Source organism: Thalassospira sp. B30-1 (assembly GCF_015767575.1).
In the GTDB taxonomy this organism is placed as follows: Bacteria; Pseudomonadota; Alphaproteobacteria; order Rhodospirillales; family Thalassospiraceae; genus Thalassospira; species Thalassospira xiamenensis.
In genome coordinates this window covers 510,646-527,148 of sequence record NZ_CP065232.1, presented here as the reverse complement: position 1 = coordinate 527,148, position 16,503 = coordinate 510,646, and the positions used below count along the sequence as shown (strand labels likewise).

13 protein-coding genes are annotated in these 16,503 nt (G+C 55.8%); 9 read left to right on the top strand and 4 right to left on the bottom strand.

Annotated elements, in window-relative coordinates; translation table 11 throughout:
* Positions 1-6 precede the first annotated feature (6 nt).
* Positions 7-1,863, bottom strand: coding sequence for a calcium-binding protein (locus IT971_RS02435; RefSeq protein WP_063093067.1), 1,857 nt, complete (start codon positions 1,861-1,863; stop codon positions 7-9).
* A 151-nt stretch (positions 1,864-2,014) separates the two neighbouring features.
* Entirely contained in the window at positions 2,015-3,175 is a 1,161-nt protein-coding gene (locus IT971_RS02430) for a diguanylate cyclase (RefSeq protein ID WP_063093068.1), read from the bottom strand.
* A 411-nt stretch (positions 3,176-3,586) separates the two neighbouring features.
* Between IT971_RS02430 and IT971_RS02425 the strand changes: the two genes are divergently transcribed.
* Positions 3,587-4,573, top strand: coding sequence for a CoA ester lyase (locus tag IT971_RS02425; RefSeq protein ID WP_063093069.1), 987 nt, complete (start codon positions 3,587-3,589; stop codon positions 4,571-4,573).
* Between the two features lie 77 nt (positions 4,574-4,650).
* On the opposite strand, the gene IT971_RS02420 is transcribed toward IT971_RS02425, so the two are convergent.
* On the bottom strand, positions 4,651-5,673 hold the full coding sequence (locus IT971_RS02420) for a zinc-binding alcohol dehydrogenase family protein (RefSeq protein WP_063093070.1): 1,023 nt from the start codon (positions 5,671-5,673) through the stop codon (positions 4,651-4,653).
* Between the two features lie 145 nt (positions 5,674-5,818).
* Between IT971_RS02420 and IT971_RS02415 the strand changes: the two genes are divergently transcribed.
* Positions 5,819-6,184: a helix-turn-helix domain-containing protein gene (locus tag IT971_RS02415; protein WP_063093071.1), complete on the top strand. Its 366-nt coding sequence runs from the start codon at positions 5,819-5,821 to the stop codon at positions 6,182-6,184.
* Positions 6,185-6,196: 12 nt separating this feature from the next.
* Here IT971_RS02415 and IT971_RS02410 read toward each other — a convergent pair whose 3' ends face one another.
* Positions 6,197-6,700: an N-acetyltransferase gene (locus tag IT971_RS02410; RefSeq protein ID WP_063093072.1), complete on the bottom strand. Its 504-nt coding sequence runs from the start codon at positions 6,698-6,700 to the stop codon at positions 6,197-6,199.
* Between the two features lie 158 nt (positions 6,701-6,858).
* Between IT971_RS02410 and IT971_RS02405 the strand changes: the two genes are divergently transcribed.
* The 7 genes from IT971_RS02405 (at position 6,859) to IT971_RS02375 (ending at position 16,332) form a co-directional block, all read left to right on the top strand.
* Positions 6,859-7,815 (top strand): acetyl-CoA carboxylase carboxyltransferase subunit alpha, encoded by a 957-nt coding sequence (locus IT971_RS02405; RefSeq protein ID WP_007088932.1) that lies wholly within the window; start codon positions 6,859-6,861, stop codon positions 7,813-7,815.
* 130 nt (positions 7,816-7,945) lie between these two features.
* The gene (locus tag IT971_RS02400) at positions 7,946-8,761 is read left to right on the top strand and encodes an ion transporter (protein ID WP_007088933.1); all 816 of its coding nucleotides are present in this window, start codon (positions 7,946-7,948) and stop codon (positions 8,759-8,761) included.
* A 133-nt stretch (positions 8,762-8,894) separates the two neighbouring features.
* Positions 8,895-9,674, top strand: coding sequence for an MBL fold metallo-hydrolase (locus IT971_RS02395; protein ID WP_037988163.1), 780 nt, complete (start codon positions 8,895-8,897; stop codon positions 9,672-9,674).
* 87 nt (positions 9,675-9,761) lie between these two features.
* Positions 9,762-12,950: an ABC transporter transmembrane domain-containing protein gene (locus tag IT971_RS02390; protein WP_063093073.1), complete on the top strand. Its 3,189-nt coding sequence runs from the start codon at positions 9,762-9,764 to the stop codon at positions 12,948-12,950.
* 26 nt (positions 12,951-12,976) lie between these two features.
* Complete coding sequence (locus IT971_RS02385; protein WP_063093074.1) at positions 12,977-13,225, top strand: hypothetical protein; 249 nt, start codon at positions 12,977-12,979, stop codon at positions 13,223-13,225.
* Positions 13,226-13,404: 179 nt separating this feature from the next.
* Positions 13,405-14,892, top strand: coding sequence for an NAD-dependent succinate-semialdehyde dehydrogenase (locus IT971_RS02380; protein ID WP_063093075.1), 1,488 nt, complete (start codon positions 13,405-13,407; stop codon positions 14,890-14,892).
* 39 nt (positions 14,893-14,931) lie between these two features.
* The gene (locus IT971_RS02375) at positions 14,932-16,332 is read left to right on the top strand and encodes an aspartate aminotransferase family protein (protein WP_007088938.1); all 1,401 of its coding nucleotides are present in this window, start codon (positions 14,932-14,934) and stop codon (positions 16,330-16,332) included.
* The last annotated feature ends 171 nt before the right edge of the window (positions 16,333-16,503 follow it).

The following is a 16,503-nucleotide window of genomic DNA, read 5'->3' as shown; positions in this document are numbered from 1 at the left end:
CGCGGCTTACAAGCTTCCGTAATCGTCGACATCAAAGGTCACGTTGCCTTCAACCAGATCGCCGATCTCGATCCCGTCGATCTGAACGCCATAGCTGTAATGTCGACCACCACTGAAATCGACATAAACACCTGAGTCGTTCTGTTCGGCGTGATGGATGAAATCATCAAAATCATCGATGCCGCTTTTTTCCTGGAATGTCTTGCCCAGCAAAAGCCTGTCACCATTTTCGCCTGCTTCGAAATCAGTAATGCGATCGCGTTCCGCCCCGCCTTCGAACCGGACCCAGACGAAATTGTCCGACGATGCACCGCCGGTCAGAAGATCATTGCCATCCCCGCCAAACAGCGCGTCTTCGCCATAATCCCCGCGCAGGACATCATGCCCGTCTTGCCCGAACATCCGGTCCGCGCCGCGGCCACCTTCCAGAAGGTCGCGACCAGCACCCGCCACCAACTGATCATCGCCGTGATCCCCGCGCATGATGTCCTGACCACCGTTGCCATACATTGCGTCGTCACCCATACCACCCTCGATAAGGTCATTCCCGGCCCCGCCATAAAGAAAGTCGTCCGCATTGTGGCCCTTGACAATGTCATCTCCGTCTCCGCCATCGGCATGGGTGCCGTCCGGTGGAAAGAGATCATCGTCATAATACACTTCACCAGCCAGAACCGTGTCATTGCCCTCGCCGCCATATAGATAATCGCCGCCTTCATTACCCAGAATGGTGTCATCACCGGCATCACCGTAAAGGTAGTCGCGATCAGGCTGGCCATACTCCGTGCCAGAAAGGGTATCGTTGCCCTCACCACCATAGGCCGTCGCCCCGGTTAGCGTGTCATCACCGCCCTTGCCATAGATGGTGTCATTCCCGAAATAGCCATCAATATTGTTATCCTGATCGTCACCGATCAAAAGATCGCTGTGGCTGGTTCCGAAAATATCCTCTACATCAATCAGGACATCCCCGTTGGCATCCCCACCTTCGGCAATGCCCGCGCCAAGATCAATATGCACAGCCTCGGCAGACGTCTGATAGCTGATCGTGTCCTGCCCGCTGCCGCCATCAAGGAAATCCGCCCCACGGCCGCCTGTCAGGTGGTCATCACCATCATTTCCCATCAGGGTGTCATTGCCGGTATCGCCGACCATTGTATTGTCACCACCGCGACCGATCATCAGATCATCGCCCCCCGCGCCAAACAGGGTGCCACCGCGCTCCTCCCCACCAATCAGCAGGTCATCATGATTTGATCCGCGTATGTTCAGATCGCGAAGCTCGCTATCATCCGCAAAGGAAATTCTGTCCCCCTCTGCATCCCCGCCATAACCCTTCATGCTGTCCTGATCGAAGTAAATGGCTTCGGGCGAACTGCCATAAGCAACAGTCGGCGCATAGCGGGAATAGGAAGAAGGAAAGATATCGCGGAAATCAAAGTTGATGGTATCGGCACCGCCGCCACCTTCGACCACACTTATTTCTCCTTCAAAATAATCGTCTCCGTCAGTACCAATCACGCCCAGCTTCTGTGAGATATGGTCGCCATACTCTCCAACAATCAGCTGATCGCCATCCGCATCACCACCACTGACGTCAAGTTCGGCCACCTGTTCGCCAGACGGGGCATCTTCGTTATTGTAGAATTTGAAGGTTAGCGGTTCGCGCGACGTCGCATAGGACAATACGTAATCGTCAGATCGCCCACTGACGAAAAAGCTGTCGGCCCCGGCCCCACCGATCACCGTGTCTGACTCGCTGAAATGGATTTCATCATCACCATCCAGCCCATAAATAATGTCACGACCACGAGAGGTATGGTTCAACACGTCGTCTTCGTTTGTACCGATGATCCGTGCCATGGAAGGCCTCCTGTCGTTGAATGAAACGACTCAACGGTACGCCCTATGGGTGATTCTAAAAAGGAAAATAAAACCTAAAATATAGTTCGATTTTCAACCGGAAATGCGGGTTTTCTGCCAGTAATGGCACGACACCGCGCCAATGACGCCCTTAAACCGCAACCCGGTTACGCCCGGCCTGCTTGGCGGCATAAAGTTTTTCGTCTGCCTGTTTCAGCACCGCCCAGGGATCGTCAACATCGTCGTCACGTTCCGAAAGACCAACCGAAATTGTCACGGAAACCGTCTTGTTTTTGTCGGGCGGGGTAATTCTGGTTGCGGCAATCCGCTTGCGAAGGGCTTCAAGCGGCTCGTGGGCTTTTTCAGCACTCCGTCCGGCAAAGACAACGGTGAATTCCTCGCCACCATAGCGGAAGGCTTTCCCACCGCCGCCAACGCGCGCCAGTTCGCGTGAAACCTTGCGCAGCACGATGTCACCGACATCATGGCCATAGGTATCGTTGAATTTCTTGAAATGATCGACATCAAGCATCGCAATCGCATACTGGCTGCCAAGTTCAGCCAAGGCATGGCCCAAGGCACGCCGCCCGGGCAGCCCGGTCAGATCATCGACAAATGCCATCCGCCAGGCTTCCTGTGCCAACCCGGCCAGAACCACACCGGTTGCCGCCAGATAACCGAACTTGATAAAACCGGGGCCCATGACAGTTGCCACCGCAATAGCAATGATCGCGGCGGCAAAGCTGGTTTCAAGCGGCCGATGCAGTGCAAGCAGAATACCGACCGAAACAACCGCCAGAATCAGGGCCGGTTGCGGCATGTCGGCCATAAAACTTCCGGTATCGATCAGCCGGTAATTCAGCACCTGATAAAGCGCCGCCCCGACATCGGCCTTGCCGGCCAGCATCAGCATGACAAAAAGCTGCAATCCCAGCACCAGCATCCGCGCAATACCGCGTGGATTAAGAACCCCGCGTTCTGCGGTAAATCCCAGAACCAGCAGATTAACCGGGATCAGATAAAGCGTCGCAATGCGCAGGAATGCCAAACCATCGGCTGAAAATCCGCCGCCATTTCCCACCAGCAACCAGTAGCAGACCAGAAGCAGGATCATGACGAAAACCGCCCGCCCGCGGTTAAACCACCAGCCGATCGCACCGCCCAGAAGGGCCAGAATAAAGGGGCCATATCGCACAAGCCCTGCCAGTTCACCCGGCACCAACCCCGGCGAAAGCGCAAGCACAAGGCAAGCCCCCAAAATCAGAAAGGGTGCCAGCCCGGCAGAGACAAGAATGGAATAAGCGCGACGCATGGGCGGTGTGGTTCTGCCTGAAATTCCCCCAAGGATACGGAAACGGGCACAGCCGATCCGCAATATTCCGGGTAATCTAACCACTGCGCCCTTAACGGGCCATTGCTTTATGCCTTGTTTCTGCGTTTTTTCTAATCCAGTCGGACAGACCCGCATCAGGATTGCCTTCCGGTTGGCATCAGACAATGGTCGTGTGCGCAAAATGGCTTGCATCTGTTAGCATGCGCACCATAAATTGGATCAAATTCGCTCTATCTCACTGCGGCGCACAATGATCGCAGGCGCAGAATTCTGTCACGGCGGCCACGGTACGATCCCGAAAACGGGACAAAAGCATTTAACGCCGGAAGCTTGGCCCAGACACAAACAGGCCGATCCTTCCAGAATGACAGGCTTTGGAGAGACGTTACCATGAGCTTCACCACACCGACCCCGGCACCAGCACGTCTGAACCGGTCCGAACTGGCCGTTCCGGGCAGCCGCATCGAACTGTTTGAAAAGGCCGCCAGATCAAAGGCCGATGCGATCTTCCTTGATCTTGAGGACGCGGTTGCGCCAAGCGACAAGGAACAGGCCCGCAAAAACATCATTGCCGCGATCAACGATATCGACTGGGGCGACAAGGTGCTTTCGGTCCGCATCAATGGTCTTGATACACATTATATGTATCGCGATGTCGTGGATGTGCTCGAACAGGCCGGTGACCGGCTTGACCTGATCATGATCCCAAAGGTCGGCACGGCTGCCGATGTCTATGCGCTTGATATGATGGCAACCCAGATCGAGGCCGCCAAAGGCCGCAAAAAACGCATCGGGTTCGAACTGATCATTGAAACCGCCCTTGGCATGCAGAATATCCATGAAATTGCCGGTGCCTCCAAACGCAATGAAAGCCTGCATTTCGGAGTTGCCGATTACGCCGCCTCGACCAAGGCCATGACAACCGGGATCGGCGGCCCGAACCCGCATTATGGCGTTCTGACTGACAAGGACGGCGACAATCCCCGCGATTATCACTGGGGCGATATGTGGCACTATGCCATTGCCCGCATGGTGGTGGCCGCACGCGCCAATGGCCTGCGCCCGATTGACGGACCGTTTGGCGATTTTTCCGATCCGGATGGCTACCGTGCGCAGGCCGCGCGCGCCATGGTGCTGGGCTGTGAAGGCAAATGGGCCATTCATCCCAGCCAGATCACCCTTGCCAACGATGTCTATTCCCCGTCCGAGGCCGAGGTCACCAAAGCCAAACGCATCCTTGAAGCCATGACCAAGGCACAGGCCGAAGGTGCCGGTGCCGTCGCCCTTGATGGCCGACTGATCGATATCGCATCCATCAAACAGGCCGAAGTCATGGTCCGACAGGCCGAAGCCATTGCCGCACGCGACGCGGGATAAATCATCACACTCTGCCAAACAAGAAGGGGTGCCGCCCGGCACCCCTTTCCCTTTGTTTTTATGGCAACCGCAAAAGATTAATCCGCGATGCCCTCAAAGGTGATCTTGCCAATGGCCTTGCCGGATTCCAGCAACGCATGCGCCTTGCGCAGGCTTTCGGGTGTCAAGGCCCCGAAACTTTCATTTGCGGTATTTTTCAGGGTTCCGGCATCGATCAGATCGGCCACGGTCGCCAGCAATTTGTGCTGTTCGATCATGTCCGGGGTCAGGAACATCGAACGGGTAAACATGAATTCATAGGAAAAGCTGGCTGATTTCGCCTTCAGCAGATCGACATTATGGTTTTCGCTGGCCTCGGTAATCGTCGCGATCCGACCTTGCGGGGCGATGATTTCGGCCATGACATCGAAATACTGATCGGTTTCCGACGTGCACAGAATGTAATCGACATGGGCAATGCCGATTGCCGTTAGCTCGTCATTCAACGGATTGCGATGGTTGATCACCTGATCGGCACCAAGTTTCTTGACCCAATCAATGGTTTCCGGGCGCGATGCGGTTGCAATCACGGTCAATCCCGCCAGTTTGCCAAACTGGATCGCAATCGATCCAACCCCGCCAGCCCCGCCAATCACCAAAAGCACCTTGCCCGCATTGGCGTCCCTGGCGTTGCGATCAATCATCATCCGGTCAAACAGGGCCTCCCACGCCGTGATCGTGGTCAATGGCAGTGCCGCCGCATCGGCAAAGCCAAGCGACTTTGGCTTTGGTCCAACGATCCGTTCATCGACAAGCTGGAACTGAGCATTGCTGCCAGACCGGGTCACATCCCCGGCATACCAGACCTCGTCACCCGGACGAAACAGGGTGACATCCTCGCCAACCGCTTCAACAACACCGGCCGCATCCCAGCCGAGGATTTTGAAATTGCCATCATCCGCCTTGCCGCGGCGCACCTTGAAATCGACCGGGTTGACGGCAACACCCTTGACGCGAACCAGAATATCCCGGCCTTCGGCCTTTGGAGTTTCCATATCGATTTCACGGAACAGCCCGTCCGTCTCGACGGGGGCTGCTTTATAAAGTCCGATTGCTTTCATCATGTCATCCTTTTGATCAAAGGTTTGAATTGCGAATGCACCAGACCTAGCGCATTATAGCGATAATCGTAAGTAAGCACAATTTGGACCAATAGTGTCATTTTGTATACTATTGACCTTTTCTGCGGATTTAAGGAGCCATTTGATGGCATCGAGATTGGCCTGCCCCCCGGATCGCAGCCCCGGTTGCCCGGTCGAAGGGACACTGGACGTGATTGGTGGCAAATGGAAGGGTGTCGTCCTGTTCCATCTGCTGGACGGGACAAAACGGTTCAATCAATTGCGTCGTCTGATGCCCGGCGTGACACAGCGCATGCTGACCCGCCAACTGCGCGAGATGGAGGCCGACGGCCTGATCCACCGCGAAGTCTATGCCGAAGTCCCGCCGCGCGTGGAATACAGCCTGACCACAAAGGGCGAGACGCTGCGCCATATTATCGTGGCGCTCAAGGACTGGGGCGAAACCCACGTGCCCTATTATGCCACCAAACCCGAAACCGACGTCGCCTGATTTCCAGTCTGATCAGGCCGATTTCGCCATCTGTAAAGGCCGCGCCATTTTCCAGAATGTCGTGCGATCATAACCATCGTGAACGCCTTCACCGGCGATTTCAAAGCCGCGCGACTTGAAAAAGGCAATATTACCGGTCAGTTCAACCCGAACGTGGAGCCGCATGTTTGCCTTGCCCGCCTTTTCGGCATGGGCGCAGGCCGCCTCGACCAGTGCCTTGCCAATGCCGCCGCCCTGAATGGACGGTTCAACCGACAATTTATAAAGATAGGCGTCTTTTCCAACATCCTCGATCCAGACCTGGCCAATGACACGATCCGCTGAATCATGGGCCAGAAACAGCGTATCACGGGCAAACCGCCATTGAAGTTCGGCAATATTGACCGATTTTGCCGAACTTGGCGGATCGACGATATCGTCCTGAAAGGCAAAGGCGGCCAGCAGAATTTCAACAAGCCGATCGAACGGAACAAGGGCGGGATCGCTGGGCGATGTGATCTCGATACTGGACGTCATGGATTTCCGTGTGCAAAACTGTCACTGTGCAGCGCGAAATATACGATATAATTCGTGCAAGGATGGAATTTATATGCCTATCGGACCTCAACCCTTGACGTGACGGGTTGATCAACTATGTTCCGCCTCATTGTTTCCCAGCCGGATATGATGCCCTGATGCATAACTTTCTGGATTTTGAAAAGCCGATCGCCGAACTCGAAGGCAAGATCGAAGAATTGCGCCACCTGACCGGCAATGATGAAGTCAACATCGCCGACGAGGTCGCACGCCTGCAGGACAAGCTGACCAAGCTGCTGCAAAGCACCTATGGCAAGCTGACCGCATGGCAGAAAACGCAGGTTGCCCGTCATCCTGATCGCCCGCATTTCACCGATTACGTCGCCCACCTGTTCGAGGGTTTCACCCCGCTTGCCGGTGACCGCCTGTTTGGCGAAGACGAAGCCATCATTGGTGGTCTGGCCCGCCTGCAGGGGCGCAGCGTCATGGTGATCGGTCATGAAAAGGGCCGCGATACCGAATCCCGCGTAAAGCACAATTTCGGCATGGCCAAACCAGAAGGCTATCGCAAGGCGATCCGCCTGATGCGCATGGCCGAACGTTTTGGCATTCCGGTTATCACACTGGTTGATACGGCCGGTGCATTCCCCGGTGCCGATGCCGAGGCGCGCGGACAGTCCGAAGCCATCGCACGGTCAATCGAAGCCTGCCTTGATATCAAGGTTCCGCTGATTTCGGTCATTATCGGCGAAGGCGGATCGGGCGGTGCCATCGCGCTTGCGGTCGCAAACTCGGTCATGATGCTTGAAAACTCGATCTATTCCGTGATCTCGCCGGAAGGCTGCGCCTCGATCCTGTGGCGTTCGGGTGACGAGGCCAAAACGGCGGCCGAAGCCCTTCGCCTGACCGCACAGGACCTTCACCAGCTAGGTGTGATTGATGAAATCATTACCGAACCGCTGGGTGGTGCACAACGTTCGCCGGTCGATGCCTGCAAACGTGTTGGCACCGCAATCGTCAAAGCACTTGAAGCCATGGACAATGTCGAAGGCGGTGTGCTCAAGGCGCGTCGTCGTGACAAGTTCCTTGATATGGGCCGTCATGGTCTGAACTGATTTCGCAGGGCGCAGTCGTCAGCAAGTCTGATCTGCGCCCTGTTCGTGTTTTCTTTCCGGCGCAGTCCCGCCCGTCGGTGAAAACCCCGGCTGCCGCGCCTTTTGAACCGGTACCCACCGGGAGGGTTTAATGGAAACGCTGCGCCGGATCGTCGAATCTTCAAAATTCCAGAATTTCATCACCGCGGTTATTGCGATCAACGCGATCATTCTCGGACTTGAAACTTCCCAAACCGTCATGAATGCCGCCGGATCGATCCTGTATCTGCTTGATCAGATCGCGGTCGCGATTTTCGTCATCGAACTTCTGATGAAACTGGCCGTGTATCGGCTGGGCTTTTTCCGGCGATCATGGAACATCTTTGATTTTACGATTGTCGCCATCACCCTGCTGCCGATGGGGCAGGGCGTATCGGTCTTGCGTGCCCTTCGAATCCTGCGTGCCTTCCGCCTGATTTCGACGGTACCCTCGATGCGCAAGGTCGTCGAAGCCCTGATGAAGGCCATTCCCGGTATGGTGTCGGTCCTGACCCTGCTGTTGCTGGTGTTTTACGTGTCTGCCGTCATGGCGACCAAGCTGTTCGGATCGGGCTTCCCCGAATGGTTTGGCACCATCGGCGCGTCACTTTATTCCCTGTTCCAGATCATGACGCTCGAAAGCTGGTCGATGGGAATCGTCCGCCCGGTTATGGAAATCTATCCGCTGGCGTGGCTGTTTTTCGTGCCTTTCATCCTGGTCACCACCTTTGCCGTTCTGAACCTGTTCATTGCCATCGTCGTCGATGCCATGGCCACCCATGTTGACGTCGAAGAAACGCAGACTCGCACTGAACTTGGCCTGGATCATCACGAAATCCTGCGGGAATTGCGGGAATTGCGTGCCGAAGTCACCCGTCTGGCCGATGGCAAAAAGGATATTGAAACGGTTCGCGAACCCGGCGAATAGCGCGCTATGCCTTGCTGAACCGCAGGTCAGCCCGCTGCTTTTATCCGGAAAATTAGCATTTCCCCATCAAAGGGGGTGGTTCTTTGCCCCAAACCTCGTCTAATCTTTCGACAAAATGTCGGGAGATCGGGGAATGAAGCTTACGTTTGCGGGGACAGGTTCGGCATTCTGCATGGCGGCTGACAATTTCCAGAGCAATATGGTTCTGGAAGCAGTTCAGCCCGGCAGTGACCAACCGGCACGCATGTTGATTGACTGTGGTTCAGATGCACGGCACTCGCTGCGCAATCTGGGCTATATGCCCAATGACTTTGATGCTGTTTATATCAGCCATCTGCATTCGGATCATATTGGCGGTCTGGAATGGATGGCACTGGCCAATTATTTCATTTTCGAAGGTCATCAGGCCAAACTGTTTGCCGTTCACGACCTGCTTGAACCGCTTTGGGAACACAGCCTGCGCGGCGGACTTCAGATCAGCGATCAGGGCAACAACAGCCTGTCATCCTATTTCAAGGTCAATGAACTCAGCCCGGCCAAGGGGTTTGACTGGCAGGGCGTGCATTTTGATGTCATTCCGGTTGAACATATCGTGACGTCCCAGGGGACGATGCTTTCCTACGCGCTGTTCGGGCATGGAAAAAAACAAAGCTTCTTCCTGACGACAGATGCGATTTTCAACCCTGATGCCCATATGCCGCTGTACCAGAAAGCAGATATCATTTTTCAGGACTGCGAACTTGGTCCTCGCCACTCAGGCGTTCATGCCCATTACGAACAGCTTGTGACCCTTCCTGCCGATATCAAAGCCAAAATGTGGCTCTATCACTATCAGGCCTATCCAAAGCCCGATGCGGTTGCTGACGGCTTTTGCGGCTTTGTTGAACCGGGTCAAAGTTTCGAACTTGGCTAAAACCTTAAAGGCCGGGTACATTCTGCATCAAAACGAGCAATAGGAACGGGTAAAAAATCCGTTCCGACAAGAATACGGGACCCGTGAATGCCAAAGTCGGTTTTTGCCTATATCTGGCAACACAGCAGCTTGCAGCAGATTATCCTGACTTTGGTCACGGTGATCTCCTTTCCATTTCTGTATTACTCGCTGGATTTGCCAAAGCTGATCGTCAACCAGGCAATCGGTGGCGCTGGCGAACCTTATGATGTTCTTGGCATCGAACTGAACCAGATCGAATATCTGTTCACCCTGTCTGGGATCTTTCTCGCGCTGGTCTTCATCAATGGCGGGTTCAAATATTTCATCAACGTCTATGTCGGCGTGATGTCCGAACGGCTTTTGCGCCGGTTGCGCTATACCCTGTTTGAACGGGTTCTGCGTTTTCCGCTTCCGCATTTCCGTAAAACCAGCCAGGGCGAAATCGTTTCCATGATCACCGCCGAAGCAGAACCGCTTGGCGGTTTCTTTGGCGAAGCGTTTTCGCTGCCGCTTTATCAGGGCGGTATTCTGGTCACGATCACCGCCTTTATCTTTATTCAGGACCCGTTGATGGGGCTGGCGGCAATTTCGTTTTATCCGTTGCAGGGCTACCTGATCCCGAAACTGCAACGCCGCGTGAACCAGCTTGGCAAACAGCGCGTGCAGAATGTGCGCCGCATGTCTGAACATATCGGCGAAGTCGTTGCCGGTGCGACCGATATCCGCGCCCATGAAACGCAGGGTTTCGAGCTGACCCATTTCACCCAGCGGATGGGCCGGATTTTTGAAATCCGCAAGGAAATCTATTTCCGCAAATTCTTTATCAAGTTCCTGAACAACTTCATCGCCCAGATCACGCCGTTCTTCTTCTATTCCATCGGCGGTTATCTGGTGATCATGGGCGATCTCAGCTTCGGCGCGCTGGTCGCGGCCCTTGCCGCCTACAAGGATATGTCGGCCCCCTGGAAAGAGCTTCTGGCCTATTACCAGCGCCTTGCCGATGCGCGGATCAAATATGAACAGCTTCACGAACAGTTCGAACTGCCTGATCTTGGCCGTGAACACGAACTGATCGCGCCGAAATCCGAACGCCTGCCCGGACCGCTTGATGTCGCGGCCCTGTCATGGGTCGATGATGACGGCACCCGGGTTGTTGAAAATGTGTCGTTCAACATGCCCTTGCCGGGCTCGGCTCTTCTGACCGGCTCGGCTGACAGCGGAAAATCGCAACTGGCCCGCCTGATCGCGCGGTTACTGACCCCGACCGGTGGCCGCATCCAGTTCAGCGACCGCAATGCCGAAGACCTTCCGGCATCCACATTCGGGCAACGTCTGGCCTATATCGGCAATGACGCCTATCTGTTTAACGGCACCATCGCCGACAACCTGTTTTATGGCCTGAAACACCGACCGATCCTTGCTATCAAAACCGGCGATGAAAAAGACGGTGACGGCGATGACGAAAACCTGAAACTGCCGCTGCCGAAATTTGTCGACCATATCGAACTGACCGATCCGACCGATCTGCCATGGCGTCTGACCGACGAGATGTACGACGAAATCAAGCGGTCCGGTAATATCCCCTATGACCCGGCGGCAGAATGGATCGACTATATCGGTCCGGGCTTCAATTCGATTGATGAATTGAAGGTCGAACTGATGCGCCTGCTTGAAGTCGTGCAGCTTGACCGCGATATTTACCGCATCGGCCTGCAACGCCGCATTGATCCGAAAGAACGCCCGGATCTGGTCGAAGCCGTTCTGACGGCCCGCCCGAAACTCAAGGAAATCCTTGCCGAACGTGGCCTGTCCGATCTGGTCGAACCCTATGACATTGATCTTTACAACGACAACGCACCGGTCGGCGTCAACATTCTGTTTGGTGCCCCGGCCCGGTCCGATTTCGAACGCACGGCATTTCTGTCGCATCCCTATATGCAGGAAGCCCTGCGCGAAACCGGGCTTTACGACGTCATGATCAGCATGGGCCGCGACACGCTTGATCTGATGGTCGAACTGTTTACCGGTCTGCCGCCCGGACACGAATTCTTTGACCGTTACAGCTTTATCTCGGCCGACGAACTGCCCGAGGTCAAAAACATGCTGAAACGCACCGACGGGGTCGCGATCACGGATATGCGCGCCGAGGACAAGCTACGCCTCCTTGACGTCGCCATGAACCTGACCCCGGCACGCCATCGTTTGCGCGTCATTGATGACGAATTCCGCAAGCTGGTCCTGAAAGCGCGTCCGAAATTCTATGGCAAACTGCCCGACGATCTGGCGGATATGATCGACTTCTTCAAGGTCGATGAATATGCCGCTGCGGCCCCCGTCATCGACAACCTTCTGTTCGGTCGTTTTGCCTATGGCCGTGCAAATTCCGAAGAACGTGTTGGCGAAGTACTGTTTGAAATCGCCCATGAGGGCGGCCTTTACGAGGCGCTTGTCACACTTGGCCTTGATAGTCAGGTTGGTGTCGGCGGCAGCCGCGTTTCACAAAGCCTGCGTCAGAAAATCGCGCTGGTCCGTGCCCTGATCAAGAATCCCGATCTGATGGTTGTGGACGAAGCCCTTTCGGCATTGGACCGTGAAACACGCGAACAGGTCATTGACTGGCTGACCGGGCAATCCGAACATCGCAGTGTGATCTGGGTTGATGGTGATGAAACCGACAGCCAGCGTTTCGGAACCTATCTGCATATGGCGAACGGCAAAATCGTTAAACGCCAAAGCCATGCAATCGACGGTGCCACCGCCGAACAGGCCGAAGACGAAGTCGCCGAAACCGCATCTGATACAAATGATGGCAGCATCGAACAGGAAGTCCGGCTGCTTCGGACCATTCCGCTGTTTGCCGGCCTTGACCCCAGCGTGATCAAGCTGCTTGCCTTTACCAGCCCGCGTCTGACCTTCAAACGCGGCGAGGTTCTGGTCAAACAGGGCGACCCGGGGGATGCGGCCTTTATCGTGATTTCCGGGCGCGGTGAAATCTGGCTGACGACCGACGAAGCCCAAACAATCAAGCTTCGCGATGTCGAACCCAAGGAAGTCATTGGTGAAATCGCCCTTCTGGTCGATGCACCGCGTTCCGCAACCATTCGCGCGGTCGAGGAAATGACGGTCCTGAAACTCGATAAAAACGAGTTCCTTGGCCTTGTCCGACAGGACCAGGCGGTTGCCGTTCAGCTGATCCGCGTTCTGGCCCACCGCGTTGATGTCACCACCAAACAGCTTACCAGCCGCAGTGGCTGAGTGAATCACGCTCCACCGGACCTGTTATGAACAAGCTTGCCTCCATCATCATCGCCGCCGTTTTCGCCATCGCCTTGCTTGGCGGAATGGCGGCGATGATCGGCGGCGGGCTTTTGGGTGCCATTGTCTTTATCATCGGCATCCCGGTCGCCTTTCCGATGTCCACCAGCATCGTTGTGCTGTTCTTTGCCGTGATCATCATCCGCACCGTCATGGAGAAACGGCGCGAACGCCGCGAAATGCGCGCTTTTCTCAAAGATAACGCCGACGATTGAATATCCGCACAGCCCCCGACAGAAAAAACATCTGCTTTCGACCGGGGCTTGCCAAAAAAACCGCATCAAATCGCATCGAGTTCGGAGACCTCCTCTGCCAGCTTGTTGATAGCCTGCTGGCAGTTCAACAAAACAGGGGCTGACGCCAAAAGGCGCGGCCTTGTTTCAAGGAGGTTTTCATGACGGCACAACTCAAAGAACAGCGCTGCGTGTCGTTAAGCCAGCTGTCCGATCTTCGGCTTCTGCGCGAACACGCTTATATTGACGGGCGCTGGTGCTCGGCCGACAACCGACAGGTTATCGAAGTCACCAATCCGTTCGACGGTGCGTTTCTTGGAACCGTGCCCAATATGGGCATTGCCGAAACCCGTAACGCCATTGCCGCAGCCCATGCGGCCTTTCCGGCATGGGCCGCCCTTCTGCCGCAGGATCGCGCCGCGCGTCTGCGCCGCTGGTTTGATCTTCTGATCGAAAACAAGGAAGACCTCGCCCTTCTGATGACACTTGAACAGGGCAAACCGATTTCGGAATCCCGTGGCGAGATTGATTATGCCGCAAGCTTCATCGAATTCTTCGCCGAAGAAGCCAAACGGGTGAATGTCGAAAACATCTCATCCCACCTGCCCGGCCGGAATATGAGTGTCAAACGCGAACCGGTTGGCGTCACCGCGGCAGTAACACCGTGGAACTTCCCGTGTGCGATGATCACGCGCAAGGCCGCCGCCGCACTGGCCGCCGGTTGCACCATGATTGTCCGCCCGGCGACCGAAACGCCGTTTTCGGCCACCGCCCTTGCCGAACTGGCCGAACGGGCCGGTATCCCGGCCGGTGTCTTTAACGTCGTGACCGGCGATCCCAATCCGGTTGTCGGCGAACTTTGCGGCAACCCGGTTGTGCGCGCACTGTCCTTTACCGGCTCGACCGAAGTCGGCCGACTGCTGCTGTCGCAAGGGGCTCAGACCGTCAAAAAGATGTCGATGGAACTGGGCGGACATGCCCCGTTTATCCTGTTCCCCGATGTCGATCTGGATGAGGCTGTCAATCACGCGGTCGGGGCCAAATTCGCCACCAGCGGGCAGGATTGCCTTGCCGCGAACCGCATCTTTGTCCATCGTGATATCTATGATGCGTTCCTTGACAAATATGCCAAGGCAATCGGCGAACTGCGCGTTGGCAACGGGCTTGATGACACTACCGAAATCGGTCCGCTCATGCATGATCGTGCGGTTGCCAAATGCGATGAACATGTTGCAGATGCCCGCGCCAAGGGTGCCCGCGTTCTGACCGGTGGCAAGAAAATGGGCGGGCTGTTCTATGCCCCGACCCTTTTGGCCGATGTGACCGAAGATATGAAAATCTATCACGAGGAAACCTTTGGCCCGGTTGCCCCGGTCATCCCGTTCGATACCGAGGAAGAAGTCATCAGCCGCGCCAATGATAGCGAATATGGTCTGGCAGCCTATGTCTATACCAGGGATCATGATCGCGCCGCGCGTGTTTCAAACGCACTTGAATACGGCATGGTCGCACTGAACTGCGTGAAAATCACCGGCGCACCGGTCCCGTTTGGTGGCGTCAAGCAATCCGGCCTTGGCCGCGAAGGGTCGCGCCACGGCCTCGAAGAATTCACAGAACTCAAATATGTCTGCGCCGCGTTCAAACAGTAACATGCGCAGCAGCCACCGCATTCACATGGGAGAAGCAAAATGAATGTCATCAAAAACACCACCGCCGATTTGCAGGAAATGGATCGCGCCCATTTCATGCATCCCTCGACCCACATGCGCCAGCACGCGGCGGGCGAAACCCCCAACCGCATCATCAATGGCGGCAAGGGCATCTATATCCATGATACCGAAGGCAAGGAATCGCTTGATGCCTTTGCCGGTCTTTACTGTGTGAATGTCGGTTATGGTCGTACTGAAATCGCCGATGCGATTTACGCCCAGGCCAAGGAACTGGCCTATTACCACACCTATGTCGGGCACGGGAACGAGCCGGTCATCCGCCTGTCGGATCGCATCGTCAAATCCGCCCCCGAAGGCATGCAGCGCGTCTATTACGGCATGTCGGGGTCGGATGCGAACGAAACCAACATCAAACTGATCTGGTATTACAACAATATCCGCGGCCTGCCGCAGAAGAAGAAAATCATCTCGCGCTGGCGCGGCTATCACGGTTCAGGCATCATGACCGGTAGCCTTACGGGTCTGGCAGCCTTCCACAACGCGTTCGATCTGCCGCGTGCGCCGATCCTGCACACCACCTGCCCGCATCACTACTGGAATGCCGACGCGGGCGAGACAGAGGCCGAATTTGCCAAACGCTGTGCCGATGACCTTGAAAAAATGATCCTGCGCGAAGGCCCGGAAACCGTTGCCGCCTTCATCGGCGAACCGGTCATGGGCACGGGCGGCATCATCACCCCGCCCGAAGGATACTGGGACGCCATCCAGAAGGTGCTGAACAAATATGATGTTCTTCTGGTCGCCGACGAGGTTGTGACCGCCTTTGGCCGTACCGGGTCCTATTTCGGCTCGCACCATTACGGCATGAAGCCCGACCTGATCACGATTGCCAAGGGTGTTACATCTGGCTACCTGCCGCTGTCGGGTGTCATCATCGGCGAACGCGTCTGGAAGGTTCTGGAACAGGGGTCGGATCAGATGGGGCCGATCGGCCATGGCTGGACCTATTCCGCCCATCCGGTCTGTGCAGCTGCCGCCAATGCCAACCTTGATATTGTCGATGGTGAAAACCTGACCGGCAATGCGGCTGATACCGGGGGCTATTTCCAGAAACGCCTGCGCGAAACCTTTAACGAGCATCCGCTGGTTGGCGAGGCGCGCGGTGTCGGCCTGATGGCCGCACTGGAATTTGTCGCCGATAAAACCAAAAAGGAACGGTTCGATCCGAATGCGAAAATCGGTCCGCGCGTTTCGGCCGCCTGCCTTGAACGCGGCATGATCGCACGTGCGATGCCCCATGGCGATATTCTGGGCTTCGCCCCGCCGCTTTGCATCACCAAGGCCGAAATCGACAAGGTCATCGACATCGCCAAACAGGCCGTCGATGCGGTTGCTAACGAGGTCGCAAGCGGCAAGTAACCCGTCTCACACCATCCCCACCCGGTCTTCTTTATGACGACCGGGTGCACCACAGAGGCCGGACCCATGCCGGCCTCTGTTTTTTTTGTCAGTACAAAATCTTTTTTTCGACACCTGCTTCTACCAAGCAGACAAAAAGAAACCCCTGCGGCCAACATGGCAGGGGTTTCC

What these genes read in the sequence shown, in the direction of transcription:
- IT971_RS02435 (WP_063093067.1), bottom strand. Translation starts at nt 1,863, where the DNA reads ATGGCACGGATCATCGGTACAAACGAAGACGACGTGTTGAACCATACC.
- IT971_RS02430 (WP_063093068.1), bottom strand. Translation starts at nt 3,175, where the DNA reads ATGCGTCGCGCTTATTCCATTCTTGTCTCTGCCGGGCTGGCACCCTTT.
- IT971_RS02425 (WP_063093069.1), top strand. Translation starts at nt 3,587, where the DNA reads ATGAGCTTCACCACACCGACCCCGGCACCAGCACGTCTGAACCGGTCC.
- IT971_RS02420 (WP_063093070.1), bottom strand. Translation starts at nt 5,673, where the DNA reads ATGAAAGCAATCGGACTTTATAAAGCAGCCCCCGTCGAGACGGACGGG.
- IT971_RS02415 (WP_063093071.1), top strand. Translation starts at nt 5,819, where the DNA reads ATGGCATCGAGATTGGCCTGCCCCCCGGATCGCAGCCCCGGTTGCCCG.
- IT971_RS02410 (WP_063093072.1), bottom strand. Translation starts at nt 6,700, where the DNA reads ATGACGTCCAGTATCGAGATCACATCGCCCAGCGATCCCGCCCTTGTT.
- IT971_RS02405 (WP_007088932.1), top strand. Translation starts at nt 6,859, where the DNA reads ATGCATAACTTTCTGGATTTTGAAAAGCCGATCGCCGAACTCGAAGGC.
- IT971_RS02400 (WP_007088933.1), top strand. Translation starts at nt 7,946, where the DNA reads ATGGAAACGCTGCGCCGGATCGTCGAATCTTCAAAATTCCAGAATTTC.
- IT971_RS02395 (WP_037988163.1), top strand. Translation starts at nt 8,895, where the DNA reads ATGAAGCTTACGTTTGCGGGGACAGGTTCGGCATTCTGCATGGCGGCT.
- IT971_RS02390 (WP_063093073.1), top strand. Translation starts at nt 9,762, where the DNA reads ATGCCAAAGTCGGTTTTTGCCTATATCTGGCAACACAGCAGCTTGCAG.
- IT971_RS02385 (WP_063093074.1), top strand. Translation starts at nt 12,977, where the DNA reads ATGAACAAGCTTGCCTCCATCATCATCGCCGCCGTTTTCGCCATCGCC.
- IT971_RS02380 (WP_063093075.1), top strand. Translation starts at nt 13,405, where the DNA reads ATGACGGCACAACTCAAAGAACAGCGCTGCGTGTCGTTAAGCCAGCTG.
- IT971_RS02375 (WP_007088938.1), top strand. Translation starts at nt 14,932, where the DNA reads ATGAATGTCATCAAAAACACCACCGCCGATTTGCAGGAAATGGATCGC.